Origin of the sequence: Bradyrhizobium lablabi (assembly GCF_018131005.1) — a bacterium.
Taxonomy (GTDB): Bacteria; Pseudomonadota; Alphaproteobacteria; order Rhizobiales; family Xanthobacteraceae; genus Bradyrhizobium; species Bradyrhizobium lablabi_D.
The window spans coordinates 23,871-42,485 of the sequence record NZ_JAFCJK010000014.1 but is presented as its reverse complement, the minus strand read 5'-3'; the positions used below and the strand labels follow the sequence as shown (position 1 = coordinate 42,485).

Genomic DNA, 18,615 nt, shown 5'->3' with positions numbered 1-18,615 from the left:
TGGAGGTCGCGAAATCGTTATATCCAGGAAGGGGATAGAAGGTGAGCAACGCTCTGCCATCCCCACCGTTCCCAGGGAACCAATGCCCGCGAGCGGCTTTGTATATAAGTCCGGAGCGTGCCCCTAACGCAACGGGCGCGTCATTTCCATCTCGATGGCGGCATCACCGTGAACAAAACAGCTCAAACTGTCGAAGGTGCCGCGGGCACTTTCCATATCGAGGACGTATACCCGCTGATCGACGGCGGACGTTTTCCCGTAAAGCGGATCGTCGGCGAGCGTGTCGAGGTCTGGGCTGACGTCTACCGCGACGGCCACGACGTCGTGTCGGCGGCGCTGATCTGGCGCGGCGAGCTTGACCGCGAATGGCGGAGTGCGCCAATGGTCCATTATGGCAACGACCGCTGGAGCGGCTCCTTCGTTCCCGACGCGCCGGGCCGCTACATCTATGCCATCGAGGCCTGGACCGACGAATTCGCCACCTGGCGCCATGGCTTCGAGCTGAAGCAGAAGGCCGGCTCCGATCTCAGCCTCGATGCGATCGAAGGCGCCGGCATGTTGACCAAGGCCCAGGCCGGCGGCCGCGCCGCGGCGACCATCATCCTGAAGCAATGCGAGGATTACCTGCAGACCGGTGATACCGCCTCGCTGCTTACGGACGAGCTGAAGGAAGCGATGGCGGAAAGCCAGTCGCGTCCCGATCTGACACGCTCGAAGCTATTTCCCTTCGTCGCCGACCGGCCGCGGGCGCGCGATGGCGCCTGGTATGAAATGATACCACGCAGCCAGGGCAAGGTGCCCGGGCAGCATGGTACCTTCGGCGACTGTGTCGCGCGGCTGCCTGACATCGCCGCGATGGGCTTCGACGTCGTTTATCTCACGCCCATCCATCCAATCGGCCGGAAGAACCGCAAGGGCCGCAACAATGCGGTGACCGCGCAGGAGCGAGATCCCGGCAGTCCCTACGCTATCGGCGCGGCCGATGGCGGCCACGACGCAATCCATCCCGAGCTCGGCACGCTGGAGGATTTCCGCGCCTTCGTCGCGGCCTGCCGCGAGCATAAGATGGAGGTCGCGCTCGATTTCGCCGTGCAGTGCTCGCCCGATCATCCCTGGCTGAAACAGCATCCGCAATGGTTCAGGCGGCGGCCGGACGGCTCGATGCGCTATGCGGAAAATCCGCCGAAGAAATACGAGGACATCGTCAATCCGGATTTCGGCTGCGAGGACGCCGGCGCCCTTTGGAACGCGCTGCGCGACGTGATCCTGTACTGGATCGACCAGGGCGTGAAGATTTTCAGGGTCGACAATCCTCACACCAAGCCTTTCCCGTTCTGGGAATGGCTGATCCACCAGGTGCAGTTGCACCACCCCGACGTGATCTTCCTCGCCGAGGCCTTCACGCGGCCAAAGCTGATGAAGGGATTAGCCAAGCTCGGTTTCACCCAGTCCTACACCTATTTTACCTGGCGGACGCAGCGCTGGGAGATCGAGCAGTATCTGAACGAACTGACCGGCTATCCTGAACGCGACTATTACCGACCGAATTTCTTCGTCAATACGCCTGATATCCTGCCCTATCATCTGCAAAGCGGCGAACCCTGGATGTTCAAGTCTCGCGTCGCGCTGGCGTCGACCCTGTCGAGCACCTACGGTATCTGTAACGGCTTCGAGCTGCTGGAGCACGAGCCGATCCCCGGCCGCGAGGAGTATCTCGATTCCGAAAAATACGAAATCAAGGTGCGGGACTGGGACAAGCAAGGGAACATCAAGTCCTATATCAGGGACCTCAACTTCGCCCGCCGCACCAATCCGGCGCTGCAGCAAACCAGCAATTTGCGTTTCCTCGGCATCGAGGATGGCAACGTGATCGGATTCGTGAAACAAGCGGCTGACCAGAGCAACACGGTCGCGGTTGCGATTGCGCTGTCGCGCGATGTGCACGAGTTCTGGCTGCCGCTCGCCGACATCCAGGTCGGCGCAGGCGATGGCCGGCGTAACGCTGCCGCAGTCGAGAACCTGATCACCGGCGAACGCTATCCGCTCGAATGGGGCGGCATTCGCCTGCGCATCGACCCGGCGCGCGACCCCGCCCTATTGTTCCGCTGCCTGGCGTGAGGGGATTCGCTGTGGACGTGCTGTCTTCGATCGACGCCAAACAACTGTCCGCGACCGATACCGGCGATGATCTCTGGTACAAGGACGCGATCATCTACCAGCTCCACGTCAAGGCCTTTGCCGACAGCAACAATGACGGCATCGGCGACTTCGCCGGGCTGACCGAAAAGCTGCCCTATCTGCAGGAGCTCGGCGTCACCGCGCTGTGGCTGCTGCCGTTCTACCCTTCACCCGGCCGCGACGACGGCTACGACATCGCCGACTATGGCGACATCAACCCCGATTTCGGGACGATGAAGGACTTCAAGCGCTTCATCCAGGAAGCCAAGCGGCGCGGCTTGCGCGTCATCACCGAGCTCGTCGTCAACCACACGTCCGACCAGCATTCCTGGTTCAAGCGCGCCCGCCGCAGCCAGCCCGGCTCGAGCGCCCGGAGCTGGTATGTGTGGAGCGATACCGACCAGAAATATCTTGGCACGCGGATCATCTTCACCGACACCGAGAAATCGAACTGGACCTGGGATCCGGAGGCCGGCCAGTTCTACTGGCACCGCTTCTTCTCCCACCAGCCGGACCTTAACTTCGACAATCCGCGCGTGGTCAGCGCGATCGTGCAGGTCATGAAACGCTGGCTCGACACCGGGGTCGACGGCTTCCGGCTCGACGCGATTCCCTATCTGTGCGAGCGCGACGGCACCAACAACGAGAACCTGCCGGAGACACACGCCATCATCAAGCGGCTGCGCCGCGAGCTCGATGCCTATGCCAAGGGCAAGCTACTACTGGCCGAAGCCAATCAGTGGCCCGAGGACGTGCAGGAATATTTCGGCCAGGGCGATGAATGCCACATGGCCTATCACTTCCCGCTTATGCCGCGCATCTATATGGCGATCGCCCAGGAGGACCGGTTTCCCATCACCGACATCCTGCGTCAGACGCCGGACATTCCAGCCGCCTGCCAATGGGCGCTGTTCCTGCGCAATCACGACGAGCTGACACTCGAGATGGTCACCGACGTCGAGCGCGACTATCTGTGGTCGACCTACGCCAACGATCCGCGCGCCCGTATCAACGTCGGCATCCGCCGGCGGCTCGCGCCGCTGATGGACAATGACCGGCGCAAGATCGAGCTGATGAACTCGCTGCTGCTGTCCTTTCCCGGCACGCCGATCATCTACTACGGCGACGAGATCGGCATGGGCGACAACATCTATCTCGGCGACCGCAACGGCGTGCGCACGCCCATGCAGTGGTCGCCGGACCGCAACGGCGGCTTCTCGCGCGCGGATCCGGCGCGGCTGTACGCGCCGACCATCATGGACTCGATCTACGGTTACGAGGCCGTCAACGTGGAGGCACAATCGCGCAGCCTGTCCTCGCTGCTCAGCGCCACCAAGCGGCTGATTGCGGTGCGCAAGTCGACGCTGGCGTTTGGGCGCGGCACCATGAGCTTCATCCGCCCCGAGAACCGCTCGGTGCTCGCCTACGTGCGCCAGTACCAGGACGAGACAATCCTCTGCGTCGCCAATCTGTCACGATCGGCGCAGGCGACCCAGCTCGACCTCGCGGCCTTCAACGGCCGGATTCCGCTGGAGATGCTCGGCCGCACGCGTTTCCCGGCTATCGGCGAACTGCCCTATATGATCACGCTGGCGCCGTATGGCTTCTATTGGTTCCAGCTCCAGGAGCGCGACAAGTCCGAGCCTGTAACCCCGCGCGCGGTTCCGGAATTCGAGACGCTGGTAGTTCCGGTCAATTCGACCTGGGTGTCGCTTGCGCGCGAGCGCGGCGTGTTCGAACGCGACGTGCTGCCGGGACACCTGGCGCGCACCCGGTGGTACCCGGAGCGCTCCGCCAAGGCGATCCACCCGACATTGGCGTCCGCGATTCCATTCTGCGACATCGGCGACAACCGGCCATGGCTCGCCTTTTTCGAGACCACTCAGCGCGGTATCACGAGCCGCTATGTGCTGCCGATACAGATCGAATGGGTCCGCTTCGACCGCGAGCGTTACAACCCGCGCGCCTTCGCCGCGGTCCGCCAGGGCGCACGCGAAGGCACGCTGCTCGACGTCGCAACCGACCAGATCTTCATCGCTTTGTTCCTCCGCAATCTGCGGGAGTCGCTGACGATCGAGGAGGAAGAGCAGGGCCTCAAGCTGGAATTCAGGCCGACCAGCCGCTTCGCCGACCGGCCGGTCCGGCAGCCCGACCGCGTGCGCGCGGTCGAGACCGAGCAGTCCAACAGCACTGCGCTGGTCGACAACGAATATGTCGTCAAGATCTATCGCAAGCTCGAGGCCGGCATCAATCCAGAGATTGAAATGGGCCGTTTCCTCACCGAAGTCGCGGGCTTCGCCAACACGCCGGCGCTGCTCGGAACCGCCGAGGTGATCGAGGGAGAGCGCCGAAGCGCGATCGGCATCGTCCACGCTTTCGTCACCAACCAGGGTGACGCCTGGACGGTGACAGCAGCCTATCTCGACCGCTTCGTCGAGGAGCAGCGACTGCTCGCCGCGAGCGGCGCCCCCAAGAAGAGCGAAGATCAACTGGCCTATCTCCGCTACATGTCGCAGACTGGCAAACGTGTCGCAGAGATGCACATTGCGCTCGCCAGCAACAGGGACCTGCCCGACTTCGTCCCCGAGCCGACCAAGCCAGACGATGTGCAGCGGTGGAACGACGACATCATGGCACGCGCTGAGCGCGTGTTCGACACGCTGAAGCAGCGGCGGGACAGCTTTAAGGATGCCGATCGACCGCTCATCGACCGCTTCCTGGCGCAGCACGAAGCCCTGCCGGATCGACTCAAGGCGATGCTGCCGCGCGACATCGGTGGGCTCAACATCCGGCATCACGGCGACTTCCATCTCGGCCAGATGCTGATCGTGAAGGACGATATCTTCATCATCGATTTCGAGGGCGAGCCCCGCCGCACCATTGCCGAGCGTCGCCGCAAGGCGCCACCGGCACGCGATGTCGCCGGGCTGATCCGCTCGATCGACTATTCGGCGACAGCGGCGCTGGAGCGCGCGCTCAAGATCGCCCCCGACGACACCGGGAAGCTCAGCCTGGCGCTCGCCGAGTGGCGCGATGGGGCGACCCAGGCCTTCCTTGCCAGCTATCAAGACACCATGGCCAACCAGCGCCTGTGGCCGGCCGGACCTGAGGCCGCCGAGCGCATGCTGAACTTCTTCCTGCTGGAGAAGGCGTTCTACGAGATCGAATACGAGCTCGCCCACCGGCCTGACTGGTTACGCGTGCCGTTGACTGGAATGCTGCGAATCCTGGCGCAACAACCGCACGAGGCTCAATGACCGACCTGCCCGCTGAAGCCTATGCGATCATCGAGGGCCGCCACTCCGACCCGTTCCGCTATCTCGGCCTGCATACCGAGGGCGAGCGCAACGTGGTGCGCGCGTTCCTTCCGGAGGCAACTGATGTCGCGGCGATCGGCGAGCACGGCGAGACCGCCGAACTCACCCGCATCCATGATGCCGGCCTGTTCGCCGGGACCTTGCCGAACGGCTCCAGGCGCTATCAGCTCCGAGCGCGCTTCGGCGACAGCATCGTCGAGCTGGAGGACCCTTACCGCTTCCCGCCGGTTCTGAACGACTTCGACCTCTATCTGCTAGGGGAAGGTACTCATCAGCGGCTCTACGACACGCTCGGCGCACATCCGATGACGCTCGATGGCGTCGATGGCGTGGCCTTCGTCGTGTTGGCGCCGAACGCGCGCCGGGTCAGCGTGGTCGGAGATTTCAATTTCTGGAATGCGCGGCGCCACCCGATGCGCGTGCGCGGTGTCGGCTACTGGGAGTTGTTCGTTCCCGGCGCGCGTGTCGGCGACCACTACAAATTCGACATCATCGGGCCGAATGGCCAACACCTGCCGCTGAAGTCCGATCCGCTCGCCTTTGCCGCCGAGCTGCGCCCGAAGACCGCGTCGATCGTGGTTGATGAGCGCAATATCCCACGCCCGCGCCCCGCGCCGGCCGGCATCAATGCGTTGGGTTCTCCGATCTCGATCTACGAGGTCCATCTCGGCTCCTGGCGGCGCAAGGGCCAAAATGAATGGCTGACCTATCGCGAGCTTGCCGAGCACCTCCCCCCTTACGTCCGCGACATGGGATTCACTCACGTCGAATTCCTTCCGGTCAGCGAACATCCGTTCGACGGCTCATGGGGCTATCAGCCAACCGGCCTGTTCGCGCCGACCAGCCGCTTCGGTTCGCCGGAAGATTTTGCCGCGCTGGTCGACGCCTGCCATCGCGAAGGCATCGGCGTGCTGCTCGACTGGGTGCCCGGGCACTTCCCCGACGATCCTCACGGCCTCGGTCATTTCGACGGCACCGCGCTCTATGAGCACGCCAATCCGCTGCAGGGCCGCCATCTCGACTGGGGTACGCTGATCTACAATTACGGGCGCACCGAGGCCACCAACTTCCTGGTGTCGAACGCGCTGTTCTGGCTCGACCGCTACGGCATCGACGGCCTCCGCGTCGACGCTGTAGCCTCCATGCTGTACCTCGACTACAGCCGGCCCGCCGGCGGCTGGATCCCGAACAAATACGGCGGCCGCGAAAATCTCGAAGCGATCAGCTTCCTGCGCCGCTTCAACACCGAAGTCTTCGGGCACTTCCCCCAGGCGACGACGGCGGCGGAGGAATCGACTGCATGGCCGCAGGTCTCGCGCCCGGTCGAATTTGGCGGGCTCGGCTTCGGCTACAAGTGGAACATGGGCTGGATGCACGACACGCTGAAATATATCGGCAAGGATCCCATTCACCGCAGATATCACCACGGCGACATCCTGTTCGGCTTGCACTACGCCTTCTCGGAAAACTTCATCCTGCCGCTCTCCCACGATGAGGTCGTGCACGGCAAGCGCTCGATTCTCGGCCGCATGCCCGGCGACGATTGGCAGCGCTTTGCCAATCTGCGCGCCTATTACAGCTTCATGTTCGGTCATCCCGGCAAGAAGCTCATGTTCATGGGCTGCGAGCTCGGCCAGGAACGCGAATGGAATCACGATCAATCGCTGGACTGGCATCTGCTGCAACAGCCGAGACATGCCGGCATCCAGGGGCTGGTCCGCGACCTCAACCGCCTCTATCGCGCCCTGCCGGCGCTGCATGAGCTTGATTGCGACCAGGCTGGATTCGAATGGGTCATCACCGAAGACGCCGGCAACAACGTGTTTGCCTGGATCCGGAAAGGCAATAGCGCGCGCTCGCGCTGCCTCATGATCGCGAACTTCTCGCCAAACGTCTATCACAACTACCGCGTCCGCGTGCCATTCGCAGGCAAGTGGCATGAGGTGTTCAATTCGGACTCCGCGCACTATGGCGGCAGCAATGTCGGCAATACCGGCGAAGTTCAAACGCTGGAAGGACTCGTCCCGGAGCTTAACTTGACCATTCCGCCGCTGGCTGTGATCTTCCTCGTACCGGAAAGCTGATCGATGCGACTGACTGGGGGAACGTCCTCCCGGCTTGGCGCAAGCTGGGACGGCAGGGGCACCAATTTTGCACTGTTCTCCGCCAATGCGGAGAAGATCGAGCTGTGCCTGTTCGACAGCCAGGGCCGCCGCGAGCTTGAACGGATCGAGCTGCCGGAGCGTACCGAGGACGTCTGGCACTGTTATCTCAACGACGTTTCGCCAGGCCAGCTCTACGGCTACCGCGTCCATGGTCCCTATGCGCCGGAGCGCGGCCACCGCTTCAACTCCAACAAGCTGCTGCTTGATCCCTATGCGAGGCGGCTCGCCGGGCGGCTGGTGTGGAGCGATGCACACTTTGCCTACCGCACCGGCAGTGCGCGCGAGGACCTCTCCTTCGACCGGCGCGACAATGCGCGCGGCATGCCAAAGGCGGTGGTGGTCGACGAGACCTTCAACTGGGGCCGCCGCGAGATCCGGCCGCATATCCCGTGGGAAGACACCATCATCTATGAGGCTCATGTCAAGGGCCTGACCCAAAAGCGCGAGGATGTTGCGCCGAATCTGCGCGGCACCTATGGCGGCCTGTCATCGCCCGCGATGATCGACCATCTCAAGCGGCTCGGAGTCACCGCCGTCGAACTCTTGCCGATCCACGGACTGATCGACGACCGCATCCTGGTCGAGAAGAAGCTCGTGAACTACTGGGGCTATAACACCATCGCCTTCTTCGCGCCGGAGACGCGCTATGCGCAGGACAATGCGCTGGATTCGTTCCGAACCGCGGTTGCCCGGTTGCACGATGCCGGCATCGAGGTGCTGCTGGACGTCGTCTACAACCACACCGCCGAGGGCAACCATATGGGCCCGACGCTCTGCTTCCGCGGCATCGACAACGCCTCCTATTACTGGCTGAACCGCGAGAACCCGCGCTACTACGACGACTTCACCGGCTGCGGCAGCTCGGTCAACCTCACTCATCCGCGGGTGCTGCAGATGGTGATGGACTCGCTGCGTTACTGGGTCGAGGTCTGCCACGTCGACGGCTTCCGCTTCGACCTTGCCCCGACATTGGCGCGCGGACCGAATGGATTCGATCGCAACCATGCGTTCCTGAACGCTCTTCGCCAGGACCCGACGCTTGCGACCGTCAAGCTCATCGCCGAACCCTGGGACCTCGGCCTCGGCGGCTATCAGGTCGGCGCATTTCCGTCGCAATGGTCGGAGTGGAACGATCGCTACCGAAGCGCGATGCGGCGCTATTGGAGCGGCGAAGGCAGCCTGATCGGCGACATTTCGAGCCGCATGACCGCCTCCTCCGACCTGTTCCACCACGACAACCGCGCGACCCGCGCCAGCGTCAACCACATCACCGTGCATGACGGCTTCACGCTCGCCGATCTCTTCAGTTACAACGAGAAGCACAACGAGGCCAACGGCGAAGACAATCGCGACGGCTCCAGCGACAATCACAGCAACAATTGCGGCCATGAGGGACCGACCGATGACCCGGATATCGTCGCGCTGCGCCGCCAACTCCGCAAGAACCAGCTCGCCTGCCTGCTGCTCGCGCAGGGCACGCCGCTGATCCTCGCGGGCGACGAGGTGGCCAATACCCAGGGCGGCAACAACAATGCCTATTGCCAGGACAATGAAACCGGCTGGGTCGGCTGGGAGAAGCTCGGCACAGACGACGACTTCATCGGCTTCATCGGTCATCTGACCGAGCTGCGCCGTCGCTTTGGGCAGATCCGTTGCCAACGTTGGCTCGACGGCCGCCGCACCGATGGCACTTACGGCGTGCTGTGGCTGACGCCCGCTGCCGAAGAAATGAAGGAGTCGGATTGGAAATTCCCGGAGGGCAGGTTCCTCGCTTATGTCCTCGGACCGATGGAACCAGCACAGGCGCCGATCTTTATCGTGCTGAATGCCGCTCCCGAGGAGATCGCGTTCAAGATGCCTGTGATGAGCGATTACAAGGCCTGGCAGCAGGTGCTGAACACGACCGAGGCCGTGCAGATGCCCGAGCAATTTGCGTCCGGCGCCGAGACGAAGGCGCCGCCGCGTTCGGTGCTGGCGTTTGCGGGCGCCGCATGAATGAGCGCCGCTTCGGCCCGGAGCTGACACCAGATGGCACGCGCTTCCGGCTTTGGGCACCGGGGGCAAAGCGAGTCGATCTCCTGCTCGATAGGCCCCATCCGCTCTCGCAGGAGACCGACGGCTGGTATGTCGCCGAGATACCAGGGGGTGGCGCGGGCCGGCGCTACAAATTCCGCATCGACGACGAAGTTGACGTCCCTGATCCAGCTTCGGCATTCCAGCCTGACGATGTGTCCGGCCCGAGCGAGGTGATCGATCACGCAGCTTTCAGGTGGCGCGCAGCGGACTGGCGCGGGCGTCCATGGCACGAGGCCGTCATTCTCGAGGCCCATGTCGGCACGTTCACGGCCGAAGGCACCTATCGCGCCATGATCGACAGGCTCGATCACCTGGTCGAGACCGGCATCACCGCGCTGGAATTGATGCCGCTCGCCGACTTCGCCGGCAAGCGGAACTGGGGCTATGATGGCGTGCTGTGGTACGCGCCCGACAGCGCCTACGGCAGACCTGAGGATCTCAAGACGCTGATCGACGAGGCCCATCTTCGCGGACTGATGGTGATGCTCGACGTGGTCTATAACCATTTCGGTCCCGAGGGGAATTATCTCGGCCGCTATGCTCCCGCATTCTTCACCGACGCGCACACGCCCTGGGGCAGCGCGATCGACTATCGCGTGCCCGAAGTGCGCGCGTTCGCGATCGAGAACGCGCTATCCTGGCTGCGCGACTATCGCTTCGACGGTTTGCGGCTCGACGCCGTCAACACCATCGTCGAGGCTGGAGAGATCCCGATCCTGCACGATATCAGCGCGGCCGCCGGACAGCTCGCTGCCGCGACCGGCCGGCATATCAACCTTGTGCTCGAGAACAGCGACAATCGCGCGAGCCTGTTGGACGCGGCGGAAGATCCGCCACGCGGTAAATATCGCGGGCAATGGAACGATGACTATCATCACGTCTGGCATGTGATGATGACCGGCGAGGCGCAGGGCTATTATGGCGACTACCAGCGCTTGCCGGCGAACCATCTGGCGCGCGCGCTGGCCTCCGGCTACGTCTATCAAGGCGAGGTCTCGGCCTTCTGGGGCGGCAGGCATCGTGGCGAGCCCGGCGGCTCGCTGTCGCCGACCTGCTTCATCAACTTCCTGCAAAATCACGACCAGATCGGCAACCGCCCGTTGGGAGACCGTCTTGAAACCATCGCGAAGCCGGCGGCGATCGAGGCCGCGCTGGCGGTGACACTGCTCGCGCCCATGACGCCGATGCTGTTCATGGGCGAGGAATGGGGCGCGACGTCGCCGTTTCCGTTCTTCTGCGATTTCGAGGGCGATCTTGCCAAGGCTGTCCGCAAGGGACGGCGCGAGGAATTTGCCTGGGCATTCGAAAAGTATGGCGACGAGATTCCCGATCCGCTCGACGTGTCGACGGTGCAATCTGCCATTCTCGACTGGACGGCACGCGACAGGGAGCCGGGACGGACGCGCCTCACCCTGGTGCGCGAGTTGCTCGCTGTCCGGGCGCGAGAAATCACGCCACGGCTTGCCGCCGCGCGCTTTGGAGATGCCCGCGTCGCTGGCAGCCTGCTGACCGCGCGCTGGCAACTGGGCGACGGAACCCGACTCGCGCTCGCGGCCAACCTGTCCGATCGCGATGTTTCCGGCGTGCCCGACATCGGCGGAACCCTGATCTGGGGCCATGCGTTGTCGGGCGACCTGCCCGCCTGGTCGGTGCGCTGGCACATCGGATAACACAAATGCCTCCCGCGATCCCGATCGCGACATACCGCCTGCAACTCACTGCCGATTTCGACTTCGATGCCGCCGCCGGCATGGTGCCGTATCTGAAGGCGCTCGGCATCAGCCACATCTATGCCTCGCCCTTCATGAAGGCGCGCGAGGGATCGATGCACGGCTATGACGTGGTCGATCACACCAAATTCAATCCGGAGCTCGGCGGCGAAGCCGGCTTCGCAAGGCTGAGCGCAACGCTTAAGCAGTACGGCCTCGGGCTGATCCTCGATTTCGTGCCGAACCATGTCGGCGTGCATTTCGCCGACAATCCGTGGTGGCTTGACGTGCTGGAATGGGGCCCCGCCTCGCCGCATGCGGTCTCCTTCGATATCGACTGGGAGCAACTGCCCTATCGCGCCCGCGGCGGCGTGCTGCTGCCGATCCTCGGCGCATCCTACGGACAGGCGCTGGAGTGCGGCGAGATCGAGCTGCGTTACGACGCGAGAGAGGGCAGCTTCTCGGCCTGGTATTTCGAGCATCGGCTGCCGATCGCACCCGAGCGCTACGGCGAGGTCTTGCGGACGGTCGTCAGGGAGGCCGGTATGGAGGACAGCGCCCCCGGACGAGCGATGCTCGCGCTTGCCGCACGCTACAGGGGGTTACATCATCCGAATCGCGCGGAGGCCCCATCCTTCAAGGCCGAGCTGAAAGCGATCGCAGGCGGCTCAGACCTTATCGAACGCGGCCTTGCCGCCTTTCGCGCCGGCGACGGCCGCTCAAGTGAAACGCTGGCCCTGCACCATCTGCTCGAACGCCAGCACTACAAGCTCGGCCATTGGCGGCTCGCCTCCAGCGATATCAACTACCGCCGCTTCTTCGATATCAACACGCTGGCTGGCCTGCGGGTCGAGGACAGCAGCACCTTCGAGGCGAGCCATAGCCTGGTGAAGCGCCTGATCGCGGAAGACAGGTTGCAGGGCCTGCGACTCGACCATATCGACGGCCTGCGCGATCCCGCACAATATTTCCACCGCCTGCGCCGCCTGATCCGCGACGCGCAGGGCGGGAACGCCAGACCATTCTACATGGTGGTCGAGAAGATTCTCGGCGAGCGTGAAGAGCTGCCTCGCTTCTCGGGCGTACACGGCACGACCGGATACGAGTGGATGAATGTCATCGGCCAGGTTCTTGTCGACGGCAGCGGCCTCGATCCGCTCAGTGAGGTTTGGCGCCAGATCAGCAACCGATCGCCGAAGCTCGAGCCTGTCCTGCACGAAGCCAAGCGCCGCGTGCTCGAAACGTTGCTCACCAGCGAATTCACCGTGCTCGCGCGGTTGCTGGCGCGGATCGCCAGCGGCCACTACTCGACGCGCGACTATTCGGCGGACAGCTTGCGGCAGGCGCTCGAGCTCTACGTGCTGCACTTCCCGGTCTATCGCACTTACCTGACATCGTCCGGCCCCACCCCGCATGACCGCGAGCTGATCGAGGCGACGATAGCATGCGCCCGGGCCGACTGGTTCGCCGCCGACGAGGGCATCTTCGATTTCCTGCGCGATGCCCTGACCATGGACCTGCTCAAACCTGGTCGCCCGCCTCGCAGCGCGCCGCGGGTGCGGCGCTTTGCGCTGAAGGTGCAGCAATTCACCGGCCCGATGATGGCGAAGTCGCTGGAGGACACGACCTTCTATCGGTACCACCGGCTGCTCGCGCTCAACGAGGTCGGCGGCGCCCCCGCGGCCGGCGCGCTTCCGGCCGAACGCTTCCACGCCATGATGAAGGCCCGCGCCCGGGATTGGCCGCACGGCATGACGGCGACCGCGACCCACGACACCAAGCGCGGCGAAGACGCCCGCAGCAGGATCATGGCGCTCGCGGAGATTCCCGGCGAATGGACCAGCGCGGTTGCCCGCTGGAAAGTGCTGAATGCGCCCCAGCTCGTGCTCGACGGCGCGACGCGAGCGCCCTCGGCGACCTTCGAATACATGCTGTATCAGGCGTTGATCGGCGCGTGGGAGCCGGATGATCCGTCCTTTGTCGAGCGCATGCAGGGCTATGCCCTGAAGGCGGCGCGCGAGGGCAAGCAGGAGACGAGCTGGCTCAATCCCCACGAGCCCTATGAGGCGGGCGTCAGAACGTTCATCGACCGGATCCTGGACCGCAATGTCTCGGCTGAATTCCTCGATGCGCTGGCGCGTCTGGCGCAACGCCTTGCGCTCATGGGCGCGTTGAACTCGTTGAGCCAGGTTACTCTCAAGGCGACGATGCCGGGCGTGCCGGATTTCTATCAGGGCACCGAATTCTGGGATTTTTCGCTGGTCGATCCCGACAACCGCCGGCCCGTCGATTTTGCGCGACGCGCGGAGGCACTGGCCGCTGTGGAGACCCCGAACTGGGACGCGCTCGCGCAGAACTGGTGTGACGGCCGCCTGAAGCTCGCATGGACGCGGCACCTGTTGCGGCTGCGCAACCAGACGGCCGACCTCTTCGCCGACGGCGACCATGAGGCCCTCGAGGTGAGTGGGCCGCATCGCGATCATGTCATTGCATTCGCCCGGTGCCACGGCCACGACGCAATCATCGTCGCGGTGGCGAGATCGTTTGCGGCGTTCACGCAAGGCGGGCGCACATGGCCGCGGGCCGAAGCATTCGAGGGCACCATCGATGCAACCGGATACGCCGTCGAAGACGGCACGGAAAGGCTCGAGCTCTCGAAGCTGTTTCGGCATATGCCCGTTGCCGTGCTCAGAGCGAGGATCGCGGCCGGGACGAAGCGAGCGCGCTTGACCCGCCGCCGGTAAGAGCGCAGCGCCTGCCTGTCAGCTCCGCTTGGTCAGCAAAAGCTGGCCGCGTTTCTGAATGGCGACCTGTGCGACTTCGGCGAAGCGCTGCAGTAGCCATGGCAGCGTCACCTCCAGGCGCACATGGCTTTCCTCGACATCGACATGGCCGGCGGCGACCTGTCCGAGCGCACGCACGCGGAAGGTCATGCGGTTCTCGTCCCAGCGCTCTTCGTCGACGTTCAGAACCGGTACGCTCGATGCTGCGCGCGACAGGCCCGTCTTCAACCGTCGCATGGCTTCGTCGCGGCCGAGGCTGTGGGGAATCGAAACGACAAGCGGCGCCGGCATGGCAATCCTCCTCCACTGATCTGGTTCATCTAATTGCGTTCCGCACAAATGGAAGAACCATAAACTTTATCGCATCGCGAGCGGTGGAACTTTCATAGTTGCGGTTTGTTTTCCCATAGCAAGGGCAGAAACAAAATAGGCCGTGGGCTGAGGAGCAATTGAAATGTCAATCGGAACCATCATTCTCATCATTCTGATCATCGCGCTGCTCGGCGGCTTCAGCGGCATCGGCGGCGGGCCGTTCTACGGCACTGGCTATTACGGCGGCGGCGGCCTCGGCCTGGTGATCGTGATCCTGCTGATCCTGTTGCTGCTCGGAAAGCTGTAAGCAACCAGCGCGCTATCCCTCCATTTTACTGCTGCATCACCCGCGAAAGCGGGTGATGAAGCATTCCAGAAACGTACACGCGAGGCCTGACGCACGACGCCCTGGAGAACGCCTACTTCCCCGCCAGTTTCTTCATCGCACTCTTGATCGGCGCCGCAGCATCTTCATAGCCGTCCCACGCCTTGGTCTTCTTGAGCAGCGCCGGCACGCTGCGCAGCGTATATTTCTTCGGATCGAGGTCGCCGCGCACCTGCGCCCAGGTCAGTGGCATCGAGACGGTGGCGCCGTCGCGCGCGCGCGGCGACAGCACGGCGACCGCGGTCGAGAGCCGATCGTTGCGCAGATAGTCGAGAAAGATCTTTCCCTTGCGCTTGGCCTTGGACATGTTGAGCAGGTAGCGTTCGGGATCATCCTGCGTCATCCATTGGCAGATGCCTTGCGCAAACGCCTTGGCCTCCTTCCACGTCACCTTGTCCTTTGCGCCATGGAGCAACGGCGTGACGACGTGAAGCCCCTTGCCGCCGGTGGTCTTGCAGAAGCTTTCGAGGCCGACCGCGGTCAGGCGCTGGCGCATGTCCTTGGCGGCTTCGATCACCTCGGCAAATTCGACGTCGGGCGCGGGATCGAGGTCGAACACCAGCCGGCCCGGCGTGTCGTAGGCATCGGGCGCGCAATTTGAGGGATGCAGTTCCACGCCGCCAAGCTGCGCCACCGCCGCGAGGCCTTCAACCTGATCGATCTGCAGATAGGGCTTTCGGTCGCCGGAGACCTTGGCGAGCTTAAGGAGTTTCGATGTGCCTGCCATCGCGTGGCGCTGAAAGAATGTCTCGCTCTTGATCCCGTCGGGCGCCCGCACGATCGAGCACGGCCGGCCCTTGAGGTAACCGATCATCCATTCGCCGACCGCCTCGAAATATCTGGCGAGGTCAAGCTTTGTGACGCCCTTGCCGTCTCCTGCATCGGGCCACAACTCCTTGTCCGGGTGGGAGATGACGACACCCATCACCTCGCTGGACTTCTTCCCCGCACCCTTGGCCACTGGCTTTGCCACATTGGTCACGACCGGTCTCTCCGCTTCCACCTCACGCGCCGGCTTGTCCTGCCGCAGGCCCTTGAACGCGGCCTGGCGGACATTGCCGGCGTCGGTCCAGCCGGCGAATTCGATCTCGGCCACCAGTTCAGGTTTCAGCCAATGCACGTCACGCGTCTTCTTCGGCGCATCCTTGCCGCCGAACGGGCTCTTGTCAGACGCGACCGCCTTGAGTGCCGGCATGATGCGACGAACCGTGTCCTGACCGAATCCGGTGCCGACGATGCCGACAAAGGCCAGGTGATCGCCGCGATAGACGCCGGCCATCAGCGAGCGGAAATTGCCGTTGGTGGTCTTCCAGCCACCGATCACGACTTCATGGCCGGCGCGGATCTTGGCCTTGGTCCATTTGTCGGAGCGGCCCGAACGATAAGGCGCGTCGAGCCGCTTGGAGACGATGCCCTCCAGCGACAGATTGCGTGCCGACTCCAGCACCGTCTCGCCGGACTCCTCAAAATGCTCGACATAGCGAATCAGCTTTTCCTTGCCCTTGCGCGCCTCGAGCAATTGCTTCAGCCGCACCTTGCGCTCCTGAAGCGGCAGCGCGCGCAGATCTTCCCTCCCGGCAAACAGAAGATCGAAGGCGAAGAAGATGAGTTTATCCGTCTTGCCGTCGGAGATCGCCGCCTGCAGCGTCGAGAAATCCGGAACGCCGCTGTCATTGAGCGCGACGATCTCGCCATCGATCAGAGTATCCGGCAGCTTGCCTCCCTCCCTGGCGATAGCCGTGAACTTTTCGGTCCAGTCGAGCCCCTTGCGTGTCTTGAGCACGGCATCGCCGTCCTCGACGCGAAGCTGCACGCGATAGCCGTCGAACTTGAGTTCGTGGCACCAACCCGTGCCGCCGGGCGGACTGTCAACCGAGGCGCAAAGCTGAGGCGCGACGAAATCCGGGATGGCCGACACCGTTTTCGGCTTCGCCGCCAGCCGCGCCTTCGAGGGCGGCACTTTGGTCAGCTCGCGCGCCTCTGCGGCCGCGCCGCGATTGGAATGCCAGACGGCATCGGCCTTGGCGTTGCCGCTACCCTTGGCCAGCATGAACGGCTTCGGAGCCCTTCCCTTGCCTTCAGCGATCTGCGCCATAGACCGGCCCGAGGCGACCGAGCGATCTTCATCGAGAATCTCGCCGCCGTTGCCGTCCACCGCATACTCGTCCCGGTGCTTGATCAAGAGCCAGTTGGTGCGCTTGCCGCCATAGCGGTCGCTCTTCATCCGCACCAGCACCCAGCTGCCATGCAGCTTCTCGCCGTCGAGCGTGAACTTCAGGTCGCCCTTCTTGAACCCGCGCTCGGGATCGTCGGACTCCCAATAGCCGCGATCCCAGAGCTGCACCGTGCCGCCGCCATACTCGCTTTCGGGAATCGTGCCTTCGAAATCCCCGTAGTCGAGCGGATGGTCCTCCACCTCGACCGCGAGCCGCTTGTCATGCGGATCGAGCGAGGGGCCACGCGTCACCGCCCAGGACTTGAAGACGCCGTCGAATTCCAGGCGGAGGTCGTAATGCAGCCGTGTCGCGTCGTGCTTTTGCACCACGAAGCGCCGCTGCCCGGCGGGCGCGACCTTGACGTCACCCGAGGGCTCACTGGTCTTGTCGAAATCGCGCTTCTTGCGATAGGTGGACAGGTTTCTCAGCGACACGTGCAAGCCTCTCCGCAAGCTCGACGCAAACGACGACTGCCGCTGCTGCGGCCGTCAGGAACCAAAACCCACGGTATCCGTTCAAGTTCCAAACTCAAGCTGTTTGGAGACGATCATGGCCGCTCCCCGCGCCTATTGGAAAGGCACGCTCAAGCTTTCGCTAGTGTCATGCCCGGTGGCGCTCTACCCGGCCTCGACCTCGGTCGAGAAGACCCGTTTCCACATGATCAATCGGGACACCGGAAACCGGCTGAAGCAGCAGATGGTCGACGCCGAGACCGGCGACGTCGTCGAAGGCGACCAGAAGGGCCGCGGTTACGAACTGCGAAAGGGTGAGTATGTCGAGATCGACAAGGACGAACTCGACGCCGTCCAGATCGAGAGCAACCACACGATCGACATCGACAGCTTCGTGCCGGCGGGCGAGATCGACAAGCGCTATCTCGACCGCCCCTATTACATCCGACCCGACGGCAAGGCGGGCGTCGACGCGTTTGCCGTGATCCGCGATGCCATGAAGGACCAGGATCGCGTCGCGCTGGCGCGGATCGTTCTGACCAATCGCGAGCACGTGGTCGCGATCGAGCCGCTCGGCAAGGGCCTGCTCGGCACCACCCTGCGCTACCCTTACGAGGTGCGTGACGAGAGCGACTATTTCGACGACATCAAGAGCCCGAAGATCTCGAAGGACATGATCGAGTTGGCCGGTCACATCCTCGACACCAAGGCCGGGCATTTCGACCCATCCGAGTTCAAGGACAAGTACGAGACCGCGCTGAAGGCGTTGGTCCGCCGCAAGGCTACCGGCAAGCCGGTTAAGGTCGCCGAGCGCGAGGAGAAGCGGGATAACGTTGTCAGCCTGATGGATGCCTTGAAGCAGAGCCTGAAGGGCAGGAGCAACGCGCGTCGGTCGAGGTCCACCGCGCGCCGCCAGACCTCGCATCGCCGTGCAAAAAGGGCGCATCGCTCAGGCGCGAGCTCGCGCAAGGCGGGTTAACTCCCGTCATTACGATCGCGGCGATAGCCATGGCGGAAGGCGG

The 18,615-nt window shown here is 63.6% G+C and carries 10 protein-coding genes; 8 read left to right on the top strand and 2 right to left on the bottom strand.

Annotated elements, in window-relative coordinates:
• Positions 1–168: 168 nt before the first annotated feature.
• The 6 genes from JQ553_RS30805 to treY are packed head-to-tail and all read left to right on the top strand — an operon-like array spanning position 169 to position 14,189.
• Entirely contained in the window at positions 169–2,118 is a 1,950-nt protein-coding gene (locus JQ553_RS30805) for an alpha-1,4-glucan--maltose-1-phosphate maltosyltransferase (protein WP_212503826.1), read from the top strand.
• An 11-nt stretch (positions 2,119–2,129) separates the two neighbouring features.
• The gene (gene treS, locus JQ553_RS30800; protein ID WP_212503825.1) at positions 2,130–5,435 is read left to right on the top strand and encodes a maltose alpha-D-glucosyltransferase; all 3,306 of its coding nucleotides are present in this window, start codon (positions 2,130–2,132) and stop codon (positions 5,433–5,435) included.
• Entirely contained in the window at positions 5,432–7,579 is a 2,148-nt protein-coding gene (glgB, locus tag JQ553_RS30795) for a 1,4-alpha-glucan branching protein GlgB (protein WP_212503824.1), read from the top strand. The genes treS and glgB overlap by 4 nt, the downstream gene beginning before the upstream one ends.
• Positions 7,580–7,582: 3 nt before the next feature.
• Positions 7,583–9,655 (top strand): glycogen debranching protein GlgX, encoded by a 2,073-nt coding sequence (gene glgX, locus JQ553_RS30790; protein WP_212503823.1) that lies wholly within the window; start codon positions 7,583–7,585, stop codon positions 9,653–9,655.
• Positions 9,652–11,406 (top strand): malto-oligosyltrehalose trehalohydrolase, encoded by a 1,755-nt coding sequence (gene treZ, locus JQ553_RS30785; protein WP_212503822.1) that lies wholly within the window; start codon positions 9,652–9,654, stop codon positions 11,404–11,406. Before glgX ends, treZ begins: the two co-directional genes overlap by 4 nt.
• Positions 11,407–11,411: 5 nt before the next feature.
• Positions 11,412–14,189 (top strand): malto-oligosyltrehalose synthase, encoded by a 2,778-nt coding sequence (gene treY, locus JQ553_RS30780; protein ID WP_212503821.1) that lies wholly within the window; start codon positions 11,412–11,414, stop codon positions 14,187–14,189.
• A gap of 18 nt (positions 14,190–14,207) precedes the next feature.
• On the opposite strand, the gene JQ553_RS30775 is transcribed toward treY, so the two are convergent.
• The gene (locus tag JQ553_RS30775; RefSeq protein ID WP_212503820.1) at positions 14,208–14,519 is read right to left on the bottom strand and encodes a polyhydroxyalkanoic acid system family protein; all 312 of its coding nucleotides are present in this window, start codon (positions 14,517–14,519) and stop codon (positions 14,208–14,210) included.
• A gap of 163 nt (positions 14,520–14,682) precedes the next feature.
• On the opposite strand from JQ553_RS30775, the gene JQ553_RS30770 reads away from it, so the two are divergent.
• The gene (locus tag JQ553_RS30770) at positions 14,683–14,847 is read left to right on the top strand and encodes a DUF3309 family protein (protein ID WP_065752791.1); all 165 of its coding nucleotides are present in this window, start codon (positions 14,683–14,685) and stop codon (positions 14,845–14,847) included.
• A gap of 112 nt (positions 14,848–14,959) precedes the next feature.
• On the opposite strand, the gene ligD is transcribed toward JQ553_RS30770, so the two are convergent.
• Entirely contained in the window at positions 14,960–17,575 is a 2,616-nt protein-coding gene (gene ligD, locus JQ553_RS30765) for a DNA ligase D (protein ID WP_212503819.1), read from the bottom strand.
• 115 nt (positions 17,576–17,690) lie between these two features.
• Here ligD and JQ553_RS30760 point away from each other — a divergent pair, with 115 nt between their 5' ends.
• A complete protein-coding gene (locus JQ553_RS30760) occupies positions 17,691–18,572 on the top strand; it encodes a Ku protein (RefSeq protein ID WP_212503818.1) in 882 nt (293 codons plus the stop codon).
• Positions 18,573–18,615: the final 43 nt, after the last annotated feature.

Excerpts from the sequence above, each read along its gene's own strand:
- glgB (WP_212503824.1), top strand. The coding sequence starts at position 5,432 with ATGACCGACCTGCCCGCTGAAGCCTATGCGATCATCGAGGGCCGCCAC.
- glgX (WP_212503823.1), top strand. The coding sequence starts at position 7,583 with ATGCGACTGACTGGGGGAACGTCCTCCCGGCTTGGCGCAAGCTGGGAC.
- treZ (WP_212503822.1), top strand. The coding sequence starts at position 9,652 with ATGAATGAGCGCCGCTTCGGCCCGGAGCTGACACCAGATGGCACGCGC.
- treY (WP_212503821.1), top strand. The coding sequence starts at position 11,412 with ATGCCTCCCGCGATCCCGATCGCGACATACCGCCTGCAACTCACTGCC.
- JQ553_RS30775 (WP_212503820.1), bottom strand. The coding sequence starts at position 14,519 with ATGCCGGCGCCGCTTGTCGTTTCGATTCCCCACAGCCTCGGCCGCGAC.
- JQ553_RS30770 (WP_065752791.1), top strand. The coding sequence starts at position 14,683 with ATGTCAATCGGAACCATCATTCTCATCATTCTGATCATCGCGCTGCTC.
- JQ553_RS30760 (WP_212503818.1), top strand. The coding sequence starts at position 17,691 with ATGGCCGCTCCCCGCGCCTATTGGAAAGGCACGCTCAAGCTTTCGCTA.